The following is a 24,018-nucleotide window of genomic DNA, read 5'->3' as shown; positions in this document are numbered from 1 at the left end:
CAAAGACCAACAGCCATAGGCCCCCGCCCCCCATGCTGGTATGATGCGCGGCTTTTTCCCGCCCCCACAAAACCACGGCAACCGGTACGGTCTGTGCTTTGCTGATGGGGTCGAATACATTCACGGCGCCCCGGCGCCATGGGAGCAGGCATGCTGGAAAGGCTGTTTCAACTAAAAGCACACAACACCAACGTGCGCACCGAGATCCTCGCGGGCGTCACCACCTTCCTGGCGATGGCCTACATCCTGTTCGTCAACCCGAGCATCCTCGGCGAAACCGGCATGGACAAGGGCGCGATCTTCGTCGCCACGTGCCTTGCCGCCGCCATCGGCTCGGTCACCATGGGCCTGATCGCCAACTACCCGATCGCCCTCGCCCCGGGCATGGGCCTGAACGCCTTCTTCACCTACACCGTGGTCCTGCACATGGGCCACACCTGGCAGGTGGCACTGGGTGCGGTATTCCTCTCGGCGGTGCTGTTCTTCCTGCTGTCGATCTTCCGCATCCGTGAATGGATCGTGAACAGCATCCCGCTGCCGCTGCGCTCGGCGATCGCCGCCGGTATCGGCCTGTTCCTGGCACTCATCGCCCTGCACAATGCGGGCATCGTCGTCGATAACCCAGCCACCCTGGTCGGCCTGGGCGACCTCAAGCAGCCTGCACCGATCCTTGCCACCCTCGGCTTCTTCCTCATCGTCGGCCTCGAGTCGCTGAAAGTGCGCGGCGCCGTGCTGATCGGCATCCTCGCCGTGACGGTGGTGTCGATCCTGGTGGGTGCCAGCCAATTCGGCGGCATCGTTTCCATGCCGCCGTCGCTGGCCCCGACCTTCCTGCAACTGGACATCAAGGGCGCGCTGGACGTCGGGCTGATCAGCGTGATCTTCGCCTTCCTGTTCGTCGACCTGTTCGACAACTCCGGCACCCTGATCGGCGTGGCCAAGCGCGCCGGCCTGATGGGCAAGGACGGCCATATGCCGAAGATGGGCCGTGCGCTGATCGCCGACAGCACCGCAGCCATGGCCGGCTCGCTGCTGGGCACCTCGACCACCACCAGCTATATCGAATCGGCTGCCGGCGTAAGTGCCGGCGGACGCACCGGCCTGACCGCCATCGTGGTAGCCGTGCTGTTCCTGCTGGCGCTGTTCTTCGCGCCGCTGGCCGGTAGCGTGCCGGCCTACGCCACCGCGCCGGCACTGCTGTTCGTTGCCGTGCTGATGGCCTCGGGCCTGGCCGAGATCAACTGGGACGACGTCACCGAGGCCGCGCCGGTAGTGGTCACCGCCCTGGCCATGCCGTTGACCTATTCGATCGCCAACGGCATCGCCTTCGGCTTCATCGCCTGGACCGCCATCAAGCTGATCTCCGGTCGTCATCGCGACCTGAACCCGGCCCTGGTGATCCTGTCCATTCTGTTCGTCATCAAGCTGGGCTGGTTCAACGCATGAGTGCCGTCTTCGACCCTTCGCAATACACGACCCAACTGCAGGCCAAGGTCGAGCGCCTGCGCGAGCTGCTGGCGCCCTTCGATGCACCGCAACCTGCCGTGTTCGAGTCGCCGCGCGAGCACTATCGCCTGCGCGCAGAGTTCCGTCTGTGGCGCGAAGAGGGTCAACGCCACTACGCGATGTTCGCCCCGGGCGAGAAGCACAAGGCAATTCTGATCGACGACTTCCCCATCGCCAGCCAGCGCATCAATGAACTGATGCCCCGTCTCAAGGCCGCCTGGCAGGGCAACGAAGACCTGAGCAATCGTCTGTTCCAGGTCGAGTTCCTGACCACACTGGCCGGCGATGCCATGGTCACCCTGTGCTATCACCGCCCGCTCGACGAGGCCTGGGAAGCTGCCGCGCAGCAACTGGCCGCACAACTGGGCGTCAGCGTGATCGGTCGCTCCAAAGGCAAGCGCGTGGTGATCGGCCGTGACTATGCCGTGGAGAAACTCGACATCGCCGGCCGCACCTTCAGCTACCGCCAGCCTGAAGGCGCCTTCACCCAGCCCAACGGTGCAGTGAACCAGAAGATGCTGGGCTGGGCCTGCGAGGCGATGGGCGAGCGCAGCGACGACCTGCTGGAGCTGTACTGCGGCAACGGTAACTTCACCCTGCCCCTGGCCACCCGCGCGCGCCAGGTGCTGGCCACCGAGATCAGCAAGACCTCGGTCAACGCCGCCCTGCACAACCTCGACGAAAACGGCATCGACAACGTGCGCCTGGTACGCCTGTCGGCCGAGGAACTGACCGAGGCGCTGAACGAGGTCCGCCCATTCCGTCGCCTGGAAGGCATCGACCTGAAAAGCTACGACTTCGGCACCGTGTTCGTCGACCCGCCACGCGCCGGCATGGACCCGGACACCTGCGAGCTGACCCGGCGTTTCGAGCGGATCCTGTACATCTCCTGCAACCCCGAGACGCTGGCGCAGAACATCGCTCAACTGCACGATACCCACCGTATCGAACGCTGCGCGCTGTTCGATCAGTTCCCCTACACCCACCACATGGAAAGCGGGGTCCTGCTGGTGCGGCGCTGATCGATGGATGGCCGGGGCCACCTGACAGGCCCCGGCATTCGCTCAGAAGTCGAAGAACACCGTCTCCCCTTCCCCTTGAATACGGATATCGAAGCGATACGCCGTCTTCCCGTCCACCTCGCAGCGCTTGGCGATCAGCGTCTCGCGCCGCTGCGGCTGCTCGATCAGGTTGAGCACCGGGCACTTGGCGTTGGCCTCGGCCTCGTCATCGAAATACAAACGGGTGTGCAGGTGGATGTTGATCCCCCGGGCGAACAGGCTGATGTTGATGTGCGGTGCCATCGGCACCCCGGCAGCATTGTTCACCACGCCTGGCTTGACCGTGTGCAAGGTCCATTCACCTGCATCGAAGGTGGTGGCGGTCCGGCCGAAGCTGTTGAAGGTGTTCTCCAGGTTGAACATGTCCTGGTAGTGGCCGTTGGCGTCGGCCTGCCACACCTCGAGGAAGGAATCACGCACCAGATGGCCATTGCCATCGTACACCTGGCCGATCAGCAGGATGTGCTCGCCCGGAGCCTCCGGGCGGGCCAGGCGGTTCCAGATTTCCTGGTCGCGGGTCGGGTTACCGGCAGCTTCCAGGGCCAGGCCGATGTGCACATAGGGGCCGGCGGTCTGCGAGGGCGTCTCCGGCAGCAGTTCGATAGGCATGACGGGTCTCCTCAGCGATTCTCGAAGTGGGTCTGGCGCTGGCCACGCAGCACGATGTCGAAGCGATAGGCCAGACAGTCCATCGGGTTGGCGTGGCTCATGTCGAGCCGGGCGATCAAGCGCTGCACCGCGTCCGGGTTGGCGATCGACTTGACGATCGGGCACATCGGAATCAGCGGATCACCTTCGAAATACAGTTGGGTGATCAGCTTGGTGGCAATCGATGGGCCGCTGATGGAGAAGTGGATGTGCGCCGGACGCCAGTCGTTGGGGCCGTTGCGCCAGGGATAGGGGCCGGGCTTGATGGTGCGGAAGCTGTAGTAGCCGTCACGGTCGGTCAGGCAGCGACCGACGCCACCGAAGTTGGGATCGAGCGGGGCCAGGTAGCGGTCGTTCTTGTGGCGGTAGCGACCACCGGCGTTGGCCTGCCACATCTCCACCAGGGTATTGGGCACCGGCTTGCCGTACTGGTCGACGACCCGCCCGGCAACGATGATGCGCTCACCGATCGGCAGGCCACCGTTGTTGAAGTTCAGCAACAGGTCATGGTCATGCTCGCCGAAGCGCAGGTGGGAAAAATCAGGGCCGGTGCTTTCGCTGACCGACTGGGCAATACTCACCAGCGCCTGGCGCGGCGAGCGGGCGATGGATGTCTTGTAATCAGGCGTGAGGGCCTTGGGGTGCCAGTTGCGATCACGGATCACGAAGCGGCTGGTGTCCTGAGCGGGCATGCCGTTTTCCTCTCTTGGAATTGTTCGAACCACCTGTGCGTGGCAGGCGGACTTGCAGTTTCCGGCAGGTCGCGCAGGGCGAAAACTGAAAACATGCGCGCCAGACATAACCATTTGGTTATGCAACTTTTCGTCAGACCACCTGATCTGAAGCGCTGGACTATTCTGGATGGACTGCGGTGCTGGCTGCGCAGAGCCCACGGCCCTTCAACCAGGCACGACCCTCACAGCGGAGAACTTCTATGGATTGGCGAAAAGGCCGACGCAGCGACAATGTGGTGGATGCACGCGGCGAAGGCGGTGGCGGCGGGATGCGCTTCGGCGGTGGCAAGGGCCTGGGGCTGGGTGCCGTGCTGCTGATCATCGGCATCGGCTGGATCACCGGCCAGGATCCGCTGCAGATCCTCGGCCAGCTCGCCGGCCAGATGGAGCAACAGCAGGCAGCGCCCAGCGGTGCTGGCGGCAAGGCACCGCCGGCCAATGATCAACAGGCCGAGTTCGTCGCCTCGATCCTGGGCGACACCGAAGATACCTGGAAGGCCCTGTTCGCCCAGGCCGGCAAGCAATACCGCGACCCCAAGCTGGTGCTGTTCAGCGGCCAGGTCAACTCCGCGTGCGGCTTCGCCTCCTCGGCGGTCGGCCCCTTCTATTGCCCGGCTGATCAGCGGGTGTACCTGGACATGTCGTTCTTCCGCGAAATGGAAACCCGCTTCGCCCAGGCCTACGTGATCGCCCACGAAATTGGCCACCACGTACAAACCCTGCTCGGCGTCTCGGCCAAGGTCGATGCCGCACGCCGCAGCGGCCAGCGCCTTGAGGGCGACAATGGCCTGCTGGTACGCCAGGAACTGCAGGCGGACTGCCTGGCCGGTGTCTGGGCCTACCAGGCTCAGAAACGTCTCAACTGGCTGGAGCCCGGCGATGTCGAAGAGGCACTCAACGCCGCCAACGCCATCGGCGACGACCGCCTCCAGCAACAGGGTCAAGGGCGCGTGGTGCCCGACTCCTTCACCCATGGCACCTCGGCGCAGCGGGTACGCTGGTTCAAGGCTGGCTTCGGCAGTGGCGATCTCAACCGCTGCGATACTTTCAACGCACGCAACCTGTAACGCCCTGCTGCAAAGGGCGTTGCAGAGCCTCTCCAGAACGCAATACGACCAATGGGTCATTTTTCTGCTGATAAACGTTTCAGCCGCAGCCGATTCGGCCGATAACCCCGTGGACCCATCAGCTGGCCCCTACAAGAACAACGCCCGGCGACGTGAGATTTTGCAAGACACATTTTCTGGAGAGCGTGCATGAACAGATGGTTTGCCGACAAGAGCGTGAACCTCAAACTCGGGCTGGGCTTCGGCCTGGTCCTGGTATTGACCGGCCTGCTGGCCCTGGCCAGTTGGACCAGCCTGGGGAGCCTCATCAATCGCAGCAACTGGATGAGCGACATTACCCGCCTCAATACTGACCTGACCAATCTGCGCGTGGCGCGCCTGCAATACATGATCGCCAACGGCGACGACGCCGCCGCCGCCAACACGCTGGCGAAGCTGGAAACCTTCAGCGCCCAGCAGCAGCACCTGGAAAGCACCTTCAAGAGCCCCGAGAACCTCAAGCTGCTGCGTGAGCTGGGCAAGATCATCGCCGACTATCGCATCTCGCTCGACAAGATGCGCGCAGGCTACAAGATCACCCTTGCGGCCCGTGAAACCCTCGACCAGAACGCGACCAAGGCGATCCAGTTGATCGAAACGATCAGCAAGGATGTCCTGGCCCGTGACGAAAGCGATGCGACCCGCTTGCAGCAATACCTGGTAATCAGCAAGGCCCGCCAGCAGCTGACCCAGTTGCGCCTGGACGTACGCAGCTATGTGGCAGCGCCAAGCGACGTCGCCGAGCAAGCGGTGCTGCGCCAACTGCAGCAGACCTTCACCGAAATCGACGGCCTCAAGCGCCAGCTGACCAGCGATGGCGCTGCCATCGAGCAGTTCGAAGGCGCAGTGCGTGCCTATGGCGAGTCGGTTCGCCAGCTCAGCGCCTCGACAGCCCAGATCGCTGTGTCCCGCCAGGAAATGACCGTGCAGGGCGGCGACATCGTCAAGCTCAGCGACGACCTGTACAAGATCCAGCTCGAACGTCGTGACATCGAAAGTGCCGAGGCCCGCACCCTGCAGATCGGCGCGACGCTGCTGGCCCTGCTCATCGGCGTACTCGCCGCCGTGATCATCACCCGCCAGATCACCCGCCCGCTGCGCGAGACCCTCGCCGTGGTGGAGAAGATCGCCGGTGGCGACCTGACCCACAACCTGCAGGTCACCCGCCGCGACGAACTGGGCGTGCTGCAGCAAGGCATTGCGCGCATGGGTACGACCCTGCGCGACCTCATCAGCGGCATCCGTGACGGTGTTACCCAGATCGCCAGTGCGGCCGAGGAGCTGTCGGCGGTGACCGAGCAGACCAGCGCCGGCGCCAACAGCCAGAAGGTCGAGACCGACCAGGTCGCCACCGCCATGCACGAAATGGCCGCCACCGTGCAGGAAGTCGCGCGCAACGCCGAACAGGCGTCGCTTGCAGCAACCAACGCCGACGGCGAAGCCCGTGCCGGTGACAAAGTGGTGGGCGAGGCGATCAACCAGATCGAGCGCCTGGCCGCCGAGGTCAACCGCTCCACCGAAGCGATGAATCTGCTGCAACAGGAAAGCCAGAAGATCGGCAGTGTCATGGACGTGATCAAGTCGGTGGCCGAGCAGACCAACCTGTTGGCGCTCAATGCCGCCATCGAAGCGGCTCGTGCCGGTGAGGCGGGACGTGGGTTCGCCGTGGTCGCCGACGAAGTGCGTGGCCTGGCGCAGCGCACGCAGAAGTCCACCGAAGAGATCGAAGAGCTGGTCGCCAGCCTGCAGAACGGCACACAGCAGGTGGCCAACGCCATGCTCGGCAGCCGCACCCTGACCGACAGCAGCGTGGAACTGGCACGCAAGGCCGGCGCGTCGCTGGAGAACATCACCAGTACCGTGTCGGGCATCCAATCGATGAACCAGCAAATCGCCGCCGCCGCAGAGCAGCAGAGTGCCGTGGCCGAAGAGATCAGCCGCAGCATCCTCAACGTACGCGATGTGTCCGAGCAGACCGCCGCCGCGAGCGACGAGACAGCCGCCTCCAGCGTCGAGCTGGCGCGCCTGGGTGGACAGTTGCAAACCCTGGTCAGCCATTTCCGCGTCTGACCACGCCTTCCGGGGCCGCGTCGCGGCCCCAATCCCTCCCCCAAAAAATCTGCTGAACGGCGTTTCAGCTCCTGCAAACATTGCCGATATCTCTTCTGCGGCAACGGAGGGCCCATCACAAAAACAAATGCCGTGTGACGGGAAATCCCGCGAGCAGGCGCTTTCCCCCGGGGAACCTCCATGAGCAACTGGTTTGCCAACATCAGCGTCAAACTCAAACTGATGCTGGGCTTCGGCCTGGTCCTTCTACTCACCACTGCACTGGCCTTGACCGGCTGGAACAGCCTGGAAAACCTCGTCGCACGCAGCAACTCGATGGGGCAGATCACCCAGTTCAACACGCACCTGAACAACCTGCGGGTGGCGCGTCTGCAATACATGCTCGCCGATGGCGACGAGAGCGCCGCCGCCACCGTGCAGGCCCGCCTGGACACCTTCGAACAGCACAAGCAGGAACTGCTCGCCAGCTTCGACCATCCCCCGAGCCTGCAACTGCTGCGCGAACAGGCCAGCTACATCGACCAGTACCGCGCCTCGCTGGACAAGATGCGCCAGGGCTACCGCACCATCGCCAGCAAACCCGACGCCGAGCAGCCGGTACGCGACGCCCGGGCGGCGATCGCCACGGCACGCCAGGAAATGATCGAGGAGCAGGCGCAGATCACCAAGCGCAGCGACGAGCTGTACAAGATCGAACTTGGCAGACGCGACGTCGATACCGCCCAGGCGCGCAACCTGCAACTGGGCGTGGCGCTGCTGGCGCTGGTGTTCGGCCTGCTTGGCGCCGTGATCATCACCCGCCAGATCACCCGCCCCTTGCAGGAAACCCTCGAGGTGGTGAAGAAGATCGCCGAAGGTGACCTCACCCAGCGCCTGCACATCACCCGGCATGACGAACTCGGTGCCCTGCAGCAGGGCATCGCGGGCATGGGCGACACCCTGCGCGCACTGATCACCGGTATCCGCGACGGCGTGACCCAGATCGCCAGCGCCGCCGAGGAACTGTCGGCGGTGACCGAGCAGACCAGTGCCGGGGTCAACAATCAGAAGGTCGAGACCGACCAGGTCGCCACCGCCATGCACGAGATGACGGCGACCGTGCAGGAGGTCGCGCGCAATGCCGAGCAGGCATCCCAGGCCGCCACCCAGGCCGACGGCGAGGCCCGTGCCGGCGACCGGGTGGTGAACGAGGCCATCGGCCAGATCGAACGCCTGGCCGCTGAAGTACAGCACTCCACCGAGGCGATGAACCTGCTGCAACAGGAAAGCCAGAAGATCGGCAGCGTCATGGACGTGATCAAGTCGGTGGCCCAGCAGACCAACCTGCTGGCACTGAATGCCGCCATCGAAGCGGCGCGTGCCGGTGAAGCCGGGCGCGGCTTTGCGGTGGTCGCCGATGAGGTCCGTGCCCTGGCCCAGCGCACGCAGAAATCCACCGAAGAGATCGAAGAGCTGGTCGCCAGCCTGCAAAACGGCACCCAGCGCGTGGCCACCGCCATGCAAGGCAGCAGCGGGCTGACCGACAGCAGCGTGGAACTGGCACGCAAGGCCGGCACCTCATTGGCCAGCATCACCCGTACCGTGTCGGGGATCCAGGCGATGAACCAGCAGATTGCAGCGGCAGCCGAGCAGCAGAGCGCCGTGGCCGACGAAATCGGCCGCAGCATCATGAATGTGCGCGATGTGTCGGAGCAAACGGCGGCAGCCAGCGAGGAAACAGCAGCGTCAAGCGTGGAGCTGGCGCGGTTGGGCGGGCAGTTGCAGACGATGGTCAGCCACTTCCGCGTCTGAGTCATGAACGGGGCCGTGCCATGGCCCCGGTCATACTGTGGCAGGGTGGTTCACCAGTTATCGTACTCTCGCAGCTCCGAGAACACCCTGTCGCCTGCCACTTTGCTCAGGCTGTAGGCAAACCAACCGCGAGGTGATTTCCGACGATTGAACCAAGGCGTGATGTCGTGCCTGAAATCAGCACCTGACGCAGGCAGAGGAAGATTGCGCTCCACCTCTAGCCCCAAGGCATCGTCATAGCAGCTGATCTCCAGCTTGCCGCCGAAGGTCAGACCCAATGCCGGAATGAAGAACACACGCCTCCCGGCCTCCTGCAAAATGCGTGGCCGCACAAAGGCTGGAGTGCGAACGTCAGCCGTCTCGCGAATGCGAGACTCCATACGCACGCGACGTGGATTCGAGACAGCAATCACGCAGGGAGTGCGCTCGATACGGTAGCTGCAATGGGCGCTTTTACCCTGGCAACTGATCATCATGTTCGCCGGGAAAGGGACGAGGACCAGGCCATCTTGCAGATGGCTGGCCTGAATCACGACGGCGGGCAACTCATACAACCAGCCAGAAAAGATCGAGACGACGACCTTGTCACCAACGCTCATATGAGTGGTGGGGACACGAACGTTCAAGTTGTTGTGACGCTGGGCATGCACAAAAGCGTAGTCATACCAGGTCCGCGAGGCATTTCCAGGATAGCCAGGATGAGGGCGACTGCCCTCTAGCGTCGGCGCTTCGAGGTGGCATACGCCGGGCGGCAGCACTAGAAACTTCAAGGGTTGGGACACGCTCATCACGAAATCTCCACTGGCGAACAGACTAGGGTCGCCTGAGTTATAGAGAACGTGAGCAGGTCCAACAACTGACAGAAATAACAGGTATGCAAAGGGGCGAGCACAAGATGCCCTCGCCCCTTGTCAGGTTAGCGAACGATCAACCCCACCCCGCGCCCGCGCGGATCGGAAGCGGTCTCGAGCTTGTCGCCGGTGACCCGGATCGCCTGGATATCACCCATCTCCCAGCCTTGATCCTCGAGCACATAGCCCATTTTCTTCAGATCCTCCGCCACCTGTCCCTTGAGCGGTGCATAACTGTCGAAATAGATGGTGTCCTTGGGCAGCAACTGATGGTGCACGCGCTGGGCGGCCACGGCTTTTTCCAGCGGCATGCCATAGTCGTACAGGTTGTTCATCACCTGGAAGATCGAGGTGAAGATCCGCGAACCACCGGGCGTACCGACCACCAGGGTCAGCTTGCCGTCGCGGGTGACCAGGCTGGGGCTCATGGACGAGAGCATGCGCTTGCCCGGCTCGATGGCGTTGGCATCCCCACCCACCACGCCAAAGGCGTTGGCCGCTCCCGGCTTGGCGCTGAAATCGTCCATCTCGTCGTTGAGCAGGAAGCCCGCGCCCTTGACCACCACGCCGCTGCCATAGTCGAGGTTCAGGGTATAGGTGTTGCTCACCGCATTACCCTGCTTGTCGACAATGGAGAAGTGCGTGGTCTGGTGCGGCTCCAGGCCCGGCTTGACCTTGTCGGTGTCGGAGATCGCATTGGGGTTGACCTGCGCCGCGCGCTTGGCGAGGTAGTCCTTGGCCACCAGCTCCTTGACCGGCACCTTGGTGAAGGCCGGGTCGCCCAGGTAGTCGGCGCGGTCGGCGAACACGCGCTTCTCGATCTCGGCCAGCAGGTGGATGTACTTCGCCGAGTTGTGCTCGACCCCTTTGAAGTCGGCTGCGCGGTCTTCCTTGATGCCCAACAGCTGGGCCAGAGCGACGCCACCAGAGCTTGGCGGTGGCGCGGTATAGACCACATTGCCACGCCAGTCGATGGCGATCGGATCGCGCCACACGGCCTTGTAGTCCTTCAGGTCTTCCTTGGTGATCAGGCCCTTGTCGGCCTGCATCTGCGCCACCAGCAGGTCAGCGGTCTTGCCCTGATAGAACTCGCTGACGCCCTTGTCGGCGATGCGCTCCAAGGTCTTGGCCAGCTCGGGTTGCTTGAACAGCTCACCGACCTTCATGTTGCCGAAGTAGTCATTGAAGTTGGTGGCGGTCTTGAACAGGCCCTGGGCATCGTCGCGATATTGATATTGCTTCTGCGCGATCTTGAAGCCGTTCTGCGCGTAGCCGATGGCCGGGGTGAGCAGCTCGCTCCACTTGAGCTTGCCGAACTTCTGGTGCGCCTCCCACAGGCCCATCACCGTGCCGGGCACGCCAGCAGCGCGCACGCCAACCAGGCTGAGGTTTTCGATGACCTCGCCCTTGTCGTCCAGGTACATGTTGCGCGTGGCGGTCTTGGGCGCGACTTCACGGTAGTCGAGGAAGTACGGCTTGCCGTCGACGAACAGGGTCATGAACCCACCGCCGCCGATGTTGCCGGCTTCCGGGTAGGTGACCGCCAGCGTGAAGGCGGTGGCGACCGCAGCATCCACCGCGTTACCGCCCTTCTTGAGAATGTCGGCGGCTACCTGTGCGCCATATTGATCGGGCGCCGCCACCGCGCCACCTTCGAGTGTCACGGCATAGGCGGAAGAACAGCTCAGGATCGCGGCCCCGAGGGCCAGGGACTGGAACATGACGATACGCATGACACTTCCTTGGTGTTGTTTTTGTCGAGCACTCATTTAAGGCTCAACCGTTGCGACTAAGCAAACGGCACACAGGAAGGGAGGCGTCTTTGGGCAAATCTGTCGCGTTCAGGCAACTCAGCAGGCGTACATCGATAGCTTGCGCTGGATGAAATCGAGGAAGCACTGGATACGCAGCGCCAGTTGAGTATTGCGGTAGTAGACCGCGTGGATCGGCTGACGATAGCCGTTGTTGGCCTCGGCCAGCACCACCTGCAGGCGGCCGGCGCGAATGTCTTCGTGGGTCATGAAATGCGACAGGCTGACGATGCCTTCACCGGCCAGTGCCAGCTGGCGCAGGGTCTCGCCGCTGGAGGCGAGGATCGCCGGGCGGATCGGCCAGCGATCGCCCTGAGCATGGCGCAACGGCCACTGATTGAGCGTTTCAGGTGCGCTGAACCCCAGCAGGCAGTGCGCACTGAGGTCTTCGACCTTCTGCGGTGTGCCGCGCCGGGCCAGGTAATCCGGGCTGGCGAGCACCTGCACGGGGCTGCACCCCAGCGAGCGGGCGTGCAGGCTGGAATCGGCCAGTTCACCGATGCGAATGGCCACGTCGGTGCTCTGTTCCAGCAGGTCGATGATCAGGTCGTCGGTATTGAGCTCGAGCTCGATGCCGGGGTACTGACGGCGAAACTCGCCGATCCACGGCAGGATGGCATGCAGCATGAACGGTGCGGCGGCGTTGATCCGCAAACGCCCGGACGGGGTCTGGCGATTCATCGACAGGCGCTCCTCCATGTCGTCCATCTGCTCGAGGATGGCCCGCGAACGCTCGAGGAAGAAACGCCCTTCCTCGGTCAGGTCCATGCGCCGGGTGGTGCGGTTGACCAGCGTGGTCCCAAGCTTGCCCTCCAGGCGCGACAGGGTGCGACTCACCGCCGACGGGGTCTGGCCCATCTGCTCGGCGGCGGCGGAGATCGAACCGCAGTCGATGACGGCGACGAATACCTGGAGTTCTTCGGATCGGGTTTTCACGCGGCGGCCTTGGGCTTGGGGTAGTGCTGATTGATAGCTGCTGGGCGATAACGGCGCAAGTGGCGCCGCGTCATCACTCGGCCTTGCCGAACACCTTGGCCAGGTGCGCTTCATACGCTGCCAGTGCTGCCGGCACATCCGGGCGCTTCATCACATCCACCGCCAGGAAGGTCGGCAGGCCGGTCATGCCAAGGAACTGATTGGCCTTGTGGAACGGGAAGTACACCGCATCCACACCTTTGCCTTCGAAGAAGTCGGTCGGATCGTCGAAGGCCTGCTGCGGTGCGTTCCAAGTCAATGAGAGCATGTACTGCTTGCCCTGGATCAGGCCGCCGCTGCCGTACTTCTGCGAGGCATCGGAACGGGTGCGGCCATCGTTGGCGTAAAGGCTGCCATGGCCTTCGGTGAAGACATCATCGATGTATTTCTTCACGGTCCAGGGCGCGCCCATCCACCAACCTGGCATCTGATAGATGACCACGTCCGCCCAGAGGAATTTCTGCACCTCTTCCTTGACGTCATAGCCACCGTCGATGAAGGTCTGCTGCACATCGAAGCCGGCGCGGTCCAGATAGGCCAGGGCGGCCTCGTGCAGGGTGCGGTTCAGGCGGCCGTCGGAATGAGCGAACTGTTTGCCGCCGTTGAGTAGAAGAATCTTTTTCATGGTGAGCCTCGCAGGTCTGGGTCGGCCCGAGGCAAGTACGCCTGCCGACCGAGTCAAAAGTGATGGCGGCAGATTAGGCAGTCGCGAGCGCAGGAAAAAGCCGGGTGGCGGCAAAATACATTTGCCTTCAAGTCACGAATATACATCTGATTATTGCAATACAATCTGCTCACTTTCCCCCGCACAGGCCATCGCCATGAGTGAGCAGTTCGCTTTCATCCTCAAAGCCAAGACCCGCCCTGAAAAGGCCGAAGCCTTCGAAACCCTGTTCCGCGCCTACGTCGAACCGAGCCGCCAGGAGCCCGGCTGCATCGAGTACCACATGCTGCGTGACAAGGAAGATCCGAGCCTGTTCGTGTTCTACGAGGTCTGGGCCGACAAGGCCGCCCTCGACGTGCACTCGGCGCTGCCGCACATGGCTGCGTTCTTCGAGAAGCGCATGGATTATCTGGAGCGCGACTTCGATATCCAGATGATCGAAATGCTCAGCCCTTCTTCCGCTAGCCGTTGATCAACAGGTGCCCGCCGAGCAGCGCCAGGCCGATGAAAAAGCAGCGCTTGAACAGCGCGGCGCTGATGCGCTGACGCAGCCAGGTGCCGGCGAACATGCCGAGCAGGGCGGGCACCAGCATCAGCAATGACGCACCCAGGGCCGGGCCGTCGAGCGCATCCTGCCCGGCCAGGCCAAGCGCCAGGGCGAGGGTCGAGACCGTGAACGACAGCCCCATCGCCTGGACCAGCTCATCGCGATTCAGGCCCAAGCCCTGCAGGTAGGGCACACCGGGCATCACGAACACCCCGGTCGCTGCCGTCACCACACCGGTCAGCAGGCCGCACAGCGGCCCCAGCCACGATTCCCATTGCGGCGCGACCCGCAAACCCGGCCCCACCAGCCCATACAACGCATACACCAGCAGTGCCCCGCCGAGCGCATGCGCCGCCCATGGGCCGCTGTCGATGCCAAGCCACAGGCTACCCAGCAGCGTACCCACGACGATCATCATCAACATGCCGCCCAGGCGCTTGAGCAGCCCGCGCAGGTGCCCGCCAGAGGCGAGCTGCCACAGGTTGGTGAGGGTAGAGGGCACGATCAGCAGCGCCGCTGCCTGCGCCGGAGGCATAGCCAGCCCGAGCAGGCCCATGGCGATGGTCGGCATTCCCAGACCGATCACCCCCTTGACCGCACCGGCCAGGGCGAAGGTAAAGATAACCAGCAGCGAAAGCGCCAGCCCCATGTCTTGATACAACGCGATAAAGGTATTCATGACGCCATCCTGCACCCTCGGCGATGGGCTGAAAATCTGCCATATACTCAGCCAGACTCTTGCCAGGACAGAGGCACATGCATTTCGACCTGATCGACCTCAGCCTTTTCCGCCACACGCTCGAATGCGGCAACATCACCGCCGGTGCCCGCAGCAGCCATCTTTCGCTGCCTGCGGCCAGTGCGCGGATCCGCGCCATGGAAACCTCGCTGGGTATTGCCTTGCTCGAACGCAACCGCCGAGGGGTGCAGCCAACGCCTGCGGGCCAGGCGCTGTTGCAGCATGCGCGGCTGATCGCCCAGCAGGTCGAGCGGTTGCAGTACGACCTCGGCCAATATGCCCAAGGCCAACAGGGGCAGGTGCGCCTGCTGTGCAATACCGCGGCGCTGACCGAGTACCTGCCGGAGTTGCTGGCTGCATACCTGGTGGCGTTTCCCGGCGTCAGCGTCGACGTGCAGGAGCAACCGAGCCTGCGCATCGTGCAGGCGATCACCCAGGGGATTGCGGACCTGGGCATCATCTCCACCGCAGCACCGAGCGAGCACTTGCAGGTGCGGCCATTTCGGCAGGACCCGCTGGTGCTGATCATGCCCCTGGCCCATCCGCTGGCGGCAGAGCCGTCGCCGCGGTTCGTCGACAGCCTGGTACACGGTCATGTGGGATTGGCAGCGGACAGCGCCCTCGCCTTGCACCTGGAAGAACAAGCGCTACGCCTTGGGCGACGGATGCAGGTGCGAGTGCGGGCCGAGGGTTTTGACGGTGTGATCCGCATGGTGGCCGGGGGTGCCGGGGTCGGCGTGGTGCCGTTGGCCTCGGTGAGACGCTGGGAGGGGGTGCTGCCCTTGCGCTGGGTCGCGCTGGAGGAAGACTGGGCCAATCGTCGGCTGCAGCTGTGCGCGCGGGATTTTGCCGGGTTGCCGGGGTATGCGGCGGCGCTGGTCGAGCGGCTTGGGCTTGAGGAGTGAGTTAGCCTGGGAGCGGCGGTTCGTCGCCCCGACTTGTCCCGCGAACAAGATAACGCGCTGCATGGCACGGGCTACGCCCGTGTTCGCGGGACAAGTCGGGGCGCCGAACCGCCGCTCCCACAATTAACACCGCAGTATTCAGAAGTTGCGGAGCTCTTGTAGGAGCAACGGTCTTGCTCAAAATCTAAAGACCAGCCCAATCCCTGTGGGAGCGGGCTGGTCCCGCGAACACGGGCGTAGCCCGTGCCATGCAGCGCGTCGGGGCGCCGAGCCCTCGCTCCCACAGGGGGAGCGGTTCTGCCTTGCGACTTGCCCGCGAAAAGGCCCGTACTGACTCAGCACACCCCGATCAGAACAACTTCACCGTATAGCTCAGGATCAACCGGTTCTCATCGATATCGGTCCGGTAGTTGGACCGCGCCATGACATTGCGAACCCGCACCCCCAGCCCGGCCAGCGGCCCGCTCTGCACCACATACGCCAGGTCCAGATCGCGCTCCCGGTCACGCCCTTCGAAGCCAAGCCCGGTGTCCACATCCCCGCCCTTCACATAGCGCAGGGTAGAGGTCAGGCCGGGAATGCCCAGGGCCACGAAGTTATAGTCATGGCGCACCTGCCACGAACGTTCCCCCGGCGCCGAGAACTCGTAGGTTGGCAGCGTGTTGCCCATCGGGTTGGTGTTGGCTCCGACCTGGATGAAGCCATCCTTGCCGCCGATCTGCTGGTAGCCCACATAGAAGGTATGCCCGCCAGTCTTGGCCGAGAACAGGCTGAACAAGGCATGGTTGTCGTAGTCACCGGCAATCTTGCGACCGTCCTCGCGGGCGTCGAAGTACCCGGCATTGACACCCAGCGTCCAGTCGCCCACCGGCTCGGCGTGCTTGAAGCTGTAGAAGCGCTGCTGGTAGATATCCTCCAGTTGCGCCTGCCACACCCCGACGCTGGTGCGGTTGTCGTTGAAAGCATAGTCGGCGCCGACGTAGTTGAAGCGGTCGCTGGTGAAGCGCGCCAGCCGCGACGGGTTGATCGGGTCGTTGACCAGCGCGTACATCTTCTGGCTGTTGGACGAGTCGCGCAGGCTGGTGGAGCGGAACTGGCCGGCGTTCAAGGTCAACCCGGCGATCTCGCGGGACTCGAGCATCGCCCCCTGATACGTTGGCGGCAGCAGGCGCAAGTCGCTGAACAACAGCACTGGCAGGTTGGGCATCAGCTCACCGACCTTGAGCTCGGTCTGCGACACCTTGAACTTGATCGCCGCACCCAGGCGGCTGTACTCGTCCGCCGACTTGCCGCTGGCAAGGCTCGGCAGCAGGCCCGACTTCGAATGTTCCGGGCTGCTGTCGAGCTTGAAGCCGAGCAGCCCGGTCACATCGAGGCCGACACCCACCGTCCCCTGTGTATAACCGGAGCTGGCATTGAGGATGAACCCCTGCGCCCATTCCTGGGTACGGGACTGGGTGCTGGCACCCTTGATATCCGCATAGTCGCGGCTGAAGAAGTAATTGCGCGCCTGCAAGGTGGCGCGGGCGCCTTCGATGAAACCGCTGTCTTCGGCAGAGGCATCGAGGCACAGCGCTGCGGCGACGCAGCCACCGGCCAGTCGGGTAGCCGATGAAAAACGCTGGGAAATCTGTACGTGCATGGGGAGCGACTCCTGGATTCGGGCAACAGCGATCCACCGCGGCAGCCTGAAGGCCGCCGACGTGCGGATGGCGTGATGAAGGGATCAGGCGGGCGCCAGGCCCGCCGGGCTACCGTTGCGAGAAGCGGTCGACCACTAGCGGTTGACCAGCTTCGCGGGCAGCGCGATCACCAGGAAGCAGCTCAGGATCAGGCAGCCGGCGAACACCCACAATGCCGCATGGGAGGTACCGGTGAGATCGGTCACGATGCCCATCAGCGAGTTGCTCACCAGGCCCGCGATATTGGCCAGCGAGCAAGCCAGGGCGAAACCGGTGGCCGCGGCGGTGCCCTTGAGGAAGGTCGCCGGCAGGCTGAAGAACACCGGCACCGCACCGATGATCGCCGCCGAGGCGATTGCGAACAGCGCCACGGTCATCACCAGGTTCTGGCTGAACAGGGTGCTGCTGGCCATGGCGATGGCGCCGATGATGAACGGCACGATGATGTGCCAGCGACGTTCGCGATGACGGTCGGAACTGGCGCCGATCATCAGCATCCCGAGCAGCGCGGCCAGGCTCGGAATCGCAGTGAGCAGGCCGATGTGGAAGGTGTCGCTGACGCCTGCATCGCGGATGAAGGTCGGCATCCAGAACCCCATGGCATAGGCGCTGAGCAGGATCGAGAAATCGATGCCGCCGAGCATCCACACCTTCAGGTTGAAGAAGCCGTCGCGGAAGCTGTGCTTGCTGCCCTTGCCCTCGGCATCGTCCGCAGCCAGGTCGCTGGCCAGTTGCGCCTTGTCATCGTCCGACAGCCACTTGGCCTGCTGGAAATTGTTCGGCAGGGCCCAGAAGGTCAGGATGCCGAGCAGCACGCTGGGAATCGCCTCGAGCAGGAACAGCCACTGCCAGCCATGCAGGCCGTGGACCTGGTCGAAGTGCCCCATGATCCAGCCTGAGATCGGACCACCGATCACGCTCGACAGCGGCAAGCCGATCATGAATAGCGCAATGATGCGTCCACGCCGGTAGGTCGGATACCACATGGTCAGGTAGTACAGCACGCCCGGGAGGAAGCCCGCCTCGGCAGCCCCGAGCAGAAAACGCAGGATGTAGAACTGGGTGGTGGTGGACACGAACATGGTGCACGCCGACAGCAGGCCCCAGGTGATCATGATCCGGGCAATCCAGAGCTTGGCACCGACGCGCTCCAGGATCAGGTTGCTCGGCACCTCGAAGATGATGTAGCCGACGAAGAACAGCCCGGCCCCCAGGCCGTAGGCTGCGGTACTGAACTGCAGGTCTTCGAGCATCTGCAGCTTGGCGAAGCCGACATTGATACGGTCCAGATAGGCCGCGAGATAGCAGAAGCACAGGAAGGGAATCAGCCTCCATGTGATCTTGCGGTAGAGCGCTTGTGTGCCTTGGTCGGTTGCACTGTGAACCGCGGTTGCATTCGCAATTGGCATTTCTTGTCTCCTGGCGGCGACTTTGTGGTTGTTTTTAGGCCAGCAGTTTTCGACGCTCCAAGAGCGCCGCACACTACAGGCGGCTGTCCAGGGCAGCGTCACAAGACCCCGAGTGCTCCTGCGGGGCGACCGTCCGCACAGCGGACGGCGATGGAACGGGCGTTCCTGCACCGTTCCTCGATTGTTATGGGTACAAGGCGCCCGACTCAGTCGGCCAGGCGCTTGAGTTGCTCCATGGCCTCCTGGCGGCTGACGACATCGCCGTACTTGCTGTCGATGTCGAACAGGTTCGCTTCGTGCGGATCCTCATGGCGATCGCCGACGCACTCGCGCACCACGATGGTCCGGAACCCGTGCTGCAGCGCATCCACCGCACTGGCGCGGATACAGCCGCTGGTGGAACAGCCGGCCAGCACCACGGTATCGACCCCTTGCGCATGCAGCAGCGGTGCAAGGCTGGTGCCGAAAAAGGCGCTCGCATACTGCTTGCTCAGCACCACTTCCTGCGCCAGTGGCATCACCGCCTCGCAGAATGCAGCCAGTGGATTGCCCTCGACCATGTCCTTCATCACCGGCGCCTTGCGCACCCACACGCCACCATCGGCAAAGTGCGGGGGCTGGTAGCGGATATTGGTGTGGACCACCAGAGTACCGCAGTCACGCGCCAGCGCCAGCAGGCCGCTGGCCTGCTCGACGGCCGACACCACGCCGGGGGCGTAGAGTGGCGCACCGGGGGTGGTATAGCCCTGCATGAAGTCGATCATCAGCAGGGCCGCCTTGCGGCCGAAGCCGATGCGCTGGCCCCACACGCCCTGGTAGTTGTCACGGGCGCTCTGTGCGTCGCTCATGTCCGTCTCCCGTTTCAGTAGGCGCCCGACAGCAGGGCACCAGCGCCCGGAACCACAGGCTCCAGGTCCAGTGCCTTGAGCATGGCGTAGGTGGTGGCGATGGCCGCGGTGACCACCGGCTTGCCGGTCTGTGCCTCGACCTTGGCCACGGCGGGTAGCGACTGCATCTGCACGCAGGCCGACAGCACCACCACATCGACGCCTTCCAGGTTCATGCCGGCGACGATGCCCGGCAGGTTGGCCGGATCATGGCGCGCCACGGCGAGGTTGTCGGGGATCTCCAGCGCACGCCAATCCTGAACCTCGAAGCCCTCTTCACGGATGTAGTTCACCACCAGCTCGGTCAGCGGCTTCATGTAGGGCGCGACGATGGCGATGCGCTTGGCCTTCATGACGTGCAACGCCTCGACCAAGGCACCTGCACTGGTGATCACCGGCGCCAGCGCGTCGTTGTCGGCGGTGGCTTTCTGCAGGCGTTTCTCCGACTGGCGGTGATAGCCCAGCCCCATGGCCATGATCGCCACCAGGCACGCGTAGCCCAGCACGTCGACCTTGGCGTCGGACAACTCCACCGCGCAGCGATCGGATTCGGCGTCCATCGCCGCCAGTTCTTCCTTCTTCACCTGCTTCATGCGCATGCGGCTGGAGTGGAAGGTGAAGCGCTCCGGGCGGATCGCCTGGCGCGCGGTGAGCATCGCCGGGATCTCGGTTTCCATGGTGGTGTTCGAACTCGGCACGATCTGGCCGATGCGATACAGCTTGGTCATGTCTCGTGCTCCTTCAGACGAGGGAATGGTCGAGGAAATCGCCGAAGGCAGCAAAGAAGCCTTCGAGGTCGTCCCAGGGAATCATGTGGCCGGCGTTGTCGACCTGAACCACCTGGATGTCCGGCTTGAGCTCGCGGATCTCGGCGATGTCCTGCGCCTGGATCACACCGCCACGCCCGGCCACCATCAGCAGCGCTGGCTGGCGCACGGCGGGCAGGTCCTGATGGATATCCACCTCGTGGAAATCGTTGAAGGCTCGCACGATCGCCGGCTCGTGGCAGGTGTGCAGCCATTCGGCGCGCAGGGCCAGTTGCTCGTCGCTCCAGGTCGCGCAGAAGGCGCGCATGTCCTCGCCGGTCATGCCGGTCGTGGCCTGGCGGATCGAATCGACGTACCACGGCAGCTTGCTCGGATACTCGCGACGGCCCGGACCGGACACCGGCGGATCGATCAGCACCAGGCGTTGCAGGCCCGGCGCGCCCTGGGCGGCAGCGCGAATGGCGAAGCGTGCGCCCATCGAATGGCCGACCAGGTGATAACTGCCAAGCCCAAGCGCTGCGGCGAAGGCCGGAATGTCGGCGGAGCAGGCGTCGGTGCCATAGTCCAGGCCAGGACCGCTGGAGGACAAGCCACGCCCGCGCACGTCCAGCACATAGGTGTCGAAGTGCAGGCCGAGACGCTCGGCGACGAACCCCCAGGTGATCGCCGGGCTGGTGATCCCCGGCACCAGGATCAGCGCCGGCCCCTTGCCGCCGTAGCGCAGGTAGTGCTGGCGGATGCCGTTGGCGCTGACGTTGCCGCCGGCGACGAAGCTGCTCATGCCGCCTCCCCGCTTTTCAGTTCCTGGCCATAGAGGTCATAGCCGTAGACCCACGCCGGGTCTTCCTGGGTGTAGAGGAAGGTGTTGGCGTTGGACACCGACTGCACCCGCGAGGCGCGTTCCTTGCGGTTGGCTTCGTAGAGGGCGAAGGCGGTGCGGTGGTCGGACAGCCCGGTTTCCTGCAGGCAGCGGGTCAGCATTGCCGCGTCCTCGATGGCCATGCAGGCGCCCTGGGCCATGTGCGGCTTCATCGGATGGCAGGCATCGCCCAGCAGCACCAGGCGGCCACGGCTCCACAGCGGCAGCGGGTTGCGGTTGCGCAGCGGCCACTTGGTGATGGACTCGGTCGCGTCGATCAGCTTGTGCACCGTCGAGTGATAGCCCTCGAAGGCGGCGCGCATCTCTTCCTGGCTGCTGTCCACGAACGGACCCTGGAAGTCCCAGGCCTCGTGCGGTACGCCGGTGACGAAGTAATACTCGTCGCGTTTGCCGGTGGTGTAGTAGACCATCATGTGACGATCGTCGGTCCACCACTTCACGCAGTCCTCGAACACGTCCGCGTGCTGTTTGAGCTTGTCGCCGCGAATCAGCGCACGATGGGCGACCCAGCCGCTGTAGATCGGCGCTTCGGCGCCCAGCAGTTCCTCGCGGATCTTCGAGTGGATGCCGTCGGCACCGATGACGATATCGGCCACGGTATGAGTGCCGTCGGCGAAGTCCAGGCGCACCTGGTCACCCTCGTCGACGATCTTTTCCAGGCGCTTGCCGAAATGCACGGTGCCCGGTTTGATCGCCTCGATCTGCAGCGCGTGCAGGTCGCCGCGGTGGATGGTGATGTACGAAGCGCCGTACTCGCGGCGAGCGAACTCGCCCAGCGGGATCCGCGCCAGGTAGTCGCCGGTCTTGCCGTCGCGGCTGAACCAGAAGTCCGGGTGCGAGCTCATCAGCTCCAGCTTCTGCTCGAGGCCCATGCGACGGAAGATCTTCATCACGTTGGGGCCGATGTGGATGCCCGCACCAAGGCGGGTGAACTCCGGCGCCTGCTCGAACACCTCGACGTCGAACCCGGCCTGCTGCAGCAACGTGGCGGCCGCCGCCCCACCCAGACCTGCACCGACGATTGCGATTTTCTGCCTACCCCGCATGGGTATGTCTCCTCTTGTTCTGATGTGTTGCCAGCGGTTCGGCCGCTCGACGATTTAGAGTGTATACGCTCTATTTTTTTAATTGGAAGAGGCAGTGCGAAATATTTTCAAGGACCGCGATCAATGGCGATAACGCGGCCATTGTTACCGCAAACATTGGAATATGTGTGAATAGGTAACGTTTGATCGCAACGCTTGCGCTAATCGGCGGGATGCGCTTTCATCTGAGCAAATATGGTGTACACACTATTGTTTTGCACCGAGATGACGCGCCCGGCACTGCCGTGGTGCAGCCGCTCGACCCTTGAGTCCTGACCAGGAGAACCCCCATGCCGGTGAGCAATGCAGAGCTGACCCAGATGTTCGAACACGTGCTGAAACTGTCTCGGGTTGACGAAACCCAGAGCGTCGCCGTGCTCAAGAGCCACTACTCCGACCCGCGCACGGTCAACGCCGCGATGGAGGCCGCGCAGCGCCTGAAGGCCAAGGTCTATGCGGTGGAGTTGCCGTCGTTCAACCACCCCACGGCGATGGGCAACGACATGACCGCTTACTGCGGCGACACCGCGCTGACCGGCAACATCGCCGCCCAGCGGGCGCTGGAAGCGGCCGACCTGATCGTCGACACCATGATGCTGCTGCACTCTCCCGAGCAGGAGCAGATCCTCAAGACCGGCACGCGCATCCTGCTGGCGGTCGAACCCCCGGAAGTACTGGCGCGCATGCTGCCCACCGAGGACGACAAGCGTCGCGTGCTGGCCGCCGAGACCCTGCTCAAGCAAGCGCGCAGCATGCACGTGCGCTCCAAGGCCGGCAGCGACTTCCACGCCCCGCTCGGCCAGTATCCGGCGGTCACCGAATACGGCTACGCCGACGAGCCGGGGCGCTGGGACCACTGGCCCAGTGGCTTCCTGTTCACCTGGCCGAACGAGGACAGCGCCGAAGGCACGCTGGTGCTGGATGTCGGCGACATCATCCTGCCGTTCAAGAACTACTGCCGCGAGCGCATCACCCTGGAGATCGAGAAAGGCTTCATCACCGGTATCCACGGCGGCTTCGAGGCCGAGTACCTGCGTGACTACATGAAGTACTTCAACGACCCCGAGGTGTACGGCATCTCCCACATCGGCTGGGGCCTGCAACCCCGCGCGCAATGGACCGCCATGGGCCTGCACGACCGCAACGACGGCATGTGCATGGACGCCCGCGCCTTCTACGGCAACTTCCTGTTCTCCACCGGCCCAAACACCGAGGTCGGCGGCAAGCGCAAGACCCCGTGCCACCTGGATATCCCGCTGCGCAACTGCGATATCTACCTGGACGACCAGGCCGTGGTGCTGGCCGGCGAGGTGGTCGCGCCCGAGGAGTCCAAGGCCCGATAGGGGTTATACTGGCCCGGCGCTCCGCTTTCGGGGGCCGGCCAGCCAACCCACACAGCCCAAGCCATCACATGCCGAAGAAAACCGCCCCCGTTGCCACCCCGCTCGACACCACGCCCTATGACGTCACCGAACAGATCGGCCACCTGCTGCGCAAGGCGTACCAGCGGCATACGGCGATCTTCCAGCAGCAGGCGTGCGACCCACAGCTCACCTCGATCCAGTTCGTCACCCTGTGCGCCCTGCGCGACCATGGGCCCAGCTCCCAGGCCGAGCTGATCAAGGCCACGGCGGTGGACCAGGCGACCATCCGTGGCATCGTCGAGCGCCTCAAGGCCCGCGAACTGGTGCAACTGTCGCCAGACCCGGACGACCGGCGCAAGGTCATCGTCGAGCTCACCGAGAGCGGCTCGGCGCTGCTCGATGCGATGATTCCCTGCGCACGACAGATCAGTGAGCTGAGCATGGGCAGCCTCAATGCCGGGGAGCGGGTGGCGATCCTGTTCCTGCTGCGCAAGATGATCGACAGCGACGAAGTGGCTGGCTAGCACCGCACCGCC

22 protein-coding genes are annotated in these 24,018 nt (G+C 63.9%); 9 read left to right on the top strand and 13 right to left on the bottom strand.

Annotation, left to right across the window (positions count from 1 at the left end):
• The first annotated feature begins 150 nt into the window (after nt 1-150).
• Both ACTYOL_RS03560 and trmA read left to right on the top strand, forming a co-directional pair.
• The gene (locus tag ACTYOL_RS03560) at nt 151-1,446 is read left to right on the top strand and encodes an NCS2 family permease (RefSeq protein WP_054892635.1); all 1,296 of its coding nucleotides are present in this window, start codon (nt 151-153) and stop codon (nt 1,444-1,446) included.
• Nucleotides 1,443-2,528 (top strand): tRNA (uridine(54)-C5)-methyltransferase TrmA, encoded by a 1,086-nt coding sequence (gene trmA / locus ACTYOL_RS03555; RefSeq protein WP_054892636.1) that lies wholly within the window; start codon nt 1,443-1,445, stop codon nt 2,526-2,528. Before ACTYOL_RS03560 ends, trmA begins: the two co-directional genes overlap by 4 nt.
• A gap of 42 nt (nt 2,529-2,570) precedes the next feature.
• Here trmA and pcaG read toward each other — a convergent pair whose 3' ends face one another.
• On the bottom strand, nt 2,571-3,176 hold the full coding sequence (gene pcaG, locus ACTYOL_RS03550) for a protocatechuate 3,4-dioxygenase subunit alpha (protein ID WP_065861563.1): 606 nt from the start codon (nt 3,174-3,176) through the stop codon (nt 2,571-2,573).
• Nucleotides 3,177-3,187: 11 nt separating this feature from the next.
• Nucleotides 3,188-3,907, bottom strand: coding sequence for a protocatechuate 3,4-dioxygenase subunit beta (gene pcaH / locus ACTYOL_RS03545; protein ID WP_063542708.1), 720 nt, complete (start codon nt 3,905-3,907; stop codon nt 3,188-3,190).
• A 242-nt stretch (nt 3,908-4,149) separates the two neighbouring features.
• Between pcaH and ypfJ the strand changes: the two genes are divergently transcribed.
• From ypfJ to ACTYOL_RS03530, 3 genes are all read left to right on the top strand, one after another.
• Nucleotides 4,150-5,016, top strand: coding sequence for a KPN_02809 family neutral zinc metallopeptidase (gene ypfJ / locus ACTYOL_RS03540; RefSeq protein WP_444757550.1), 867 nt, complete (start codon nt 4,150-4,152; stop codon nt 5,014-5,016).
• 189 nt (nt 5,017-5,205) lie between these two features.
• Nucleotides 5,206-7,125, top strand: coding sequence for a methyl-accepting chemotaxis protein (locus ACTYOL_RS03535; protein WP_054892640.1), 1,920 nt, complete (start codon nt 5,206-5,208; stop codon nt 7,123-7,125).
• Between the two features lie 180 nt (nt 7,126-7,305).
• Complete coding sequence (locus tag ACTYOL_RS03530) at nt 7,306-8,916, top strand: methyl-accepting chemotaxis protein (RefSeq protein ID WP_444757549.1); 1,611 nt, start codon at nt 7,306-7,308, stop codon at nt 8,914-8,916.
• 50 nt (nt 8,917-8,966) lie between these two features.
• On the opposite strand, the gene ACTYOL_RS03525 is transcribed toward ACTYOL_RS03530, so the two are convergent.
• The 4 genes from ACTYOL_RS03525 to ACTYOL_RS03510 form a co-directional block, all read right to left on the bottom strand.
• Nucleotides 8,967-9,704, bottom strand: coding sequence for a hypothetical protein (locus tag ACTYOL_RS03525; protein ID WP_444757548.1), 738 nt, complete (start codon nt 9,702-9,704; stop codon nt 8,967-8,969).
• 128 nt (nt 9,705-9,832) lie between these two features.
• Entirely contained in the window at nt 9,833-11,500 is a 1,668-nt protein-coding gene (ggt, locus tag ACTYOL_RS03520; RefSeq protein ID WP_444757547.1) for a gamma-glutamyltransferase, read from the bottom strand.
• 117 nt (nt 11,501-11,617) lie between these two features.
• Nucleotides 11,618-12,514 (bottom strand): LysR family transcriptional regulator, encoded by an 897-nt coding sequence (locus tag ACTYOL_RS03515; protein ID WP_054892645.1) that lies wholly within the window; start codon nt 12,512-12,514, stop codon nt 11,618-11,620.
• A 73-nt stretch (nt 12,515-12,587) separates the two neighbouring features.
• On the bottom strand, nt 12,588-13,178 hold the full coding sequence (locus ACTYOL_RS03510; RefSeq protein WP_063542698.1) for an NAD(P)H-dependent oxidoreductase: 591 nt from the start codon (nt 13,176-13,178) through the stop codon (nt 12,588-12,590).
• A gap of 196 nt (nt 13,179-13,374) precedes the next feature.
• Between ACTYOL_RS03510 and ACTYOL_RS03505 the strand changes: the two genes are divergently transcribed.
• Complete coding sequence (locus ACTYOL_RS03505; RefSeq protein WP_065861559.1) at nt 13,375-13,689, top strand: putative quinol monooxygenase; 315 nt, start codon at nt 13,375-13,377, stop codon at nt 13,687-13,689.
• On the opposite strand, the gene ACTYOL_RS03500 is transcribed toward ACTYOL_RS03505, so the two are convergent.
• Entirely contained in the window at nt 13,679-14,443 is a 765-nt protein-coding gene (locus ACTYOL_RS03500) for a sulfite exporter TauE/SafE family protein (RefSeq protein ID WP_444757546.1), read from the bottom strand. The genes ACTYOL_RS03505 and ACTYOL_RS03500 overlap by 11 nt on opposite strands.
• Before the next feature lie 77 nt (nt 14,444-14,520).
• On the opposite strand from ACTYOL_RS03500, the gene ACTYOL_RS03495 reads away from it, so the two are divergent.
• A complete protein-coding gene (locus ACTYOL_RS03495; protein ID WP_444757545.1) occupies nt 14,521-15,408 on the top strand; it encodes a LysR family transcriptional regulator in 888 nt (295 codons plus the stop codon).
• Nucleotides 15,409-15,757: 349 nt separating this feature from the next.
• On the opposite strand, the gene ACTYOL_RS03490 is transcribed toward ACTYOL_RS03495, so the two are convergent.
• From ACTYOL_RS03490 to nicC, 6 genes are all read right to left on the bottom strand, one after another.
• A complete protein-coding gene (locus ACTYOL_RS03490) occupies nt 15,758-17,050 on the bottom strand; it encodes an OprD family porin (protein ID WP_063542690.1) in 1,293 nt (430 codons plus the stop codon).
• 135 nt (nt 17,051-17,185) lie between these two features.
• Nucleotides 17,186-18,499: an MFS transporter gene (locus tag ACTYOL_RS03485; protein ID WP_402764155.1), complete on the bottom strand. Its 1,314-nt coding sequence runs from the start codon at nt 18,497-18,499 to the stop codon at nt 17,186-17,188.
• A 206-nt stretch (nt 18,500-18,705) separates the two neighbouring features.
• Nucleotides 18,706-19,347 carry an N-carbamoylsarcosine amidohydrolase gene (locus tag ACTYOL_RS03480; protein WP_065861555.1) on the bottom strand — a complete coding sequence of 214 codons (642 nt, stop codon included), beginning with the start codon at nt 19,345-19,347 and terminating at the stop codon, nt 18,706-18,708.
• 14 nt (nt 19,348-19,361) lie between these two features.
• Complete coding sequence (locus ACTYOL_RS03475; protein WP_054892653.1) at nt 19,362-20,114, bottom strand: maleate cis-trans isomerase family protein; 753 nt, start codon at nt 20,112-20,114, stop codon at nt 19,362-19,364.
• A gap of 13 nt (nt 20,115-20,127) precedes the next feature.
• Nucleotides 20,128-20,934, bottom strand: a complete 807-nt coding sequence (gene nicD, locus ACTYOL_RS03470; protein ID WP_444757544.1) for an N-formylmaleamate deformylase — start codon at nt 20,932-20,934, stop codon at nt 20,128-20,130.
• Entirely contained in the window at nt 20,931-22,079 is a 1,149-nt protein-coding gene (gene nicC / locus ACTYOL_RS03465; protein WP_054892655.1) for a 6-hydroxynicotinate 3-monooxygenase, read from the bottom strand. Before nicC ends, nicD begins: the two co-directional genes overlap by 4 nt.
• Before the next feature lie 329 nt (nt 22,080-22,408).
• On the opposite strand from nicC, the gene ACTYOL_RS03460 reads away from it, so the two are divergent.
• Together ACTYOL_RS03460 and ACTYOL_RS03455 are read left to right on the top strand one after the other, a co-directional pair.
• The gene (locus tag ACTYOL_RS03460) at nt 22,409-23,461 is read left to right on the top strand and encodes a 2,5-dihydroxypyridine 5,6-dioxygenase (protein WP_063542680.1); all 1,053 of its coding nucleotides are present in this window, start codon (nt 22,409-22,411) and stop codon (nt 23,459-23,461) included.
• 68 nt (nt 23,462-23,529) lie between these two features.
• The gene (locus tag ACTYOL_RS03455; RefSeq protein WP_151926417.1) at nt 23,530-24,006 is read left to right on the top strand and encodes a MarR family winged helix-turn-helix transcriptional regulator; all 477 of its coding nucleotides are present in this window, start codon (nt 23,530-23,532) and stop codon (nt 24,004-24,006) included.
• Nucleotides 24,007-24,018: the final 12 nt, after the last annotated feature.

The sequence above is a fragment of the Pseudomonas sp. A014 genome (genome assembly GCF_052378495.1).
GTDB classification, from domain to species: Bacteria; Pseudomonadota; Gammaproteobacteria; order Pseudomonadales; family Pseudomonadaceae; genus Aquipseudomonas; species Aquipseudomonas machongensis.
The sequence above is the reverse complement of the archived record's forward strand: the minus strand, read 5'-3'. Positions and strand labels throughout refer to the sequence as shown.

Bases quoted from the DNA above. Each gene is read 5' to 3' on its own strand.
- pcaG (WP_065861563.1), bottom strand. From the start codon at position 3,176: ATGCCTATCGAACTGCTGCCGGAGACGCCCTCGCAGACCGCCGGCCCC.
- ACTYOL_RS03475 (WP_054892653.1), bottom strand. From the start codon at position 20,114: ATGACCAAGCTGTATCGCATCGGCCAGATCGTGCCGAGTTCGAACACC.
- ACTYOL_RS03485 (WP_402764155.1), bottom strand. From the start codon at position 18,499: ATGCCAATTGCGAATGCAACCGCGGTTCACAGTGCAACCGACCAAGGC.
- ACTYOL_RS03490 (WP_063542690.1), bottom strand. From the start codon at position 17,050: ATGCACGTACAGATTTCCCAGCGTTTTTCATCGGCTACCCGACTGGCC.
- nicC (WP_054892655.1), bottom strand. From the start codon at position 22,079: ATGCGGGGTAGGCAGAAAATCGCAATCGTCGGTGCAGGTCTGGGTGGG.
- ACTYOL_RS03460 (WP_063542680.1), top strand. From the start codon at position 22,409: ATGCCGGTGAGCAATGCAGAGCTGACCCAGATGTTCGAACACGTGCTG.
- ACTYOL_RS03495 (WP_444757545.1), top strand. From the start codon at position 14,521: ATGCATTTCGACCTGATCGACCTCAGCCTTTTCCGCCACACGCTCGAA.
- ACTYOL_RS03455 (WP_151926417.1), top strand. From the start codon at position 23,530: ATGCCGAAGAAAACCGCCCCCGTTGCCACCCCGCTCGACACCACGCCC.
- trmA (WP_054892636.1), top strand. From the start codon at position 1,443: ATGAGTGCCGTCTTCGACCCTTCGCAATACACGACCCAACTGCAGGCC.
- pcaH (WP_063542708.1), bottom strand. From the start codon at position 3,907: ATGCCCGCTCAGGACACCAGCCGCTTCGTGATCCGTGATCGCAACTGG.
- ACTYOL_RS03480 (WP_065861555.1), bottom strand. From the start codon at position 19,347: ATGAGCGACGCACAGAGCGCCCGTGACAACTACCAGGGCGTGTGGGGC.
- ACTYOL_RS03560 (WP_054892635.1), top strand. From the start codon at position 151: ATGCTGGAAAGGCTGTTTCAACTAAAAGCACACAACACCAACGTGCGC.
- ACTYOL_RS03510 (WP_063542698.1), bottom strand. From the start codon at position 13,178: ATGAAAAAGATTCTTCTACTCAACGGCGGCAAACAGTTCGCTCATTCC.
- ACTYOL_RS03505 (WP_065861559.1), top strand. From the start codon at position 13,375: ATGAGTGAGCAGTTCGCTTTCATCCTCAAAGCCAAGACCCGCCCTGAA.
- ypfJ (WP_444757550.1), top strand. From the start codon at position 4,150: ATGGATTGGCGAAAAGGCCGACGCAGCGACAATGTGGTGGATGCACGC.
- ACTYOL_RS03525 (WP_444757548.1), bottom strand. From the start codon at position 9,704: ATGAGCGTGTCCCAACCCTTGAAGTTTCTAGTGCTGCCGCCCGGCGTA.
- nicD (WP_444757544.1), bottom strand. From the start codon at position 20,934: ATGAGCAGCTTCGTCGCCGGCGGCAACGTCAGCGCCAACGGCATCCGC.
- ACTYOL_RS03530 (WP_444757549.1), top strand. From the start codon at position 7,306: ATGAGCAACTGGTTTGCCAACATCAGCGTCAAACTCAAACTGATGCTG.
- ACTYOL_RS03500 (WP_444757546.1), bottom strand. From the start codon at position 14,443: ATGAATACCTTTATCGCGTTGTATCAAGACATGGGGCTGGCGCTTTCG.
- ggt (WP_444757547.1), bottom strand. From the start codon at position 11,500: ATGCGTATCGTCATGTTCCAGTCCCTGGCCCTCGGGGCCGCGATCCTG.
- ACTYOL_RS03535 (WP_054892640.1), top strand. From the start codon at position 5,206: ATGAACAGATGGTTTGCCGACAAGAGCGTGAACCTCAAACTCGGGCTG.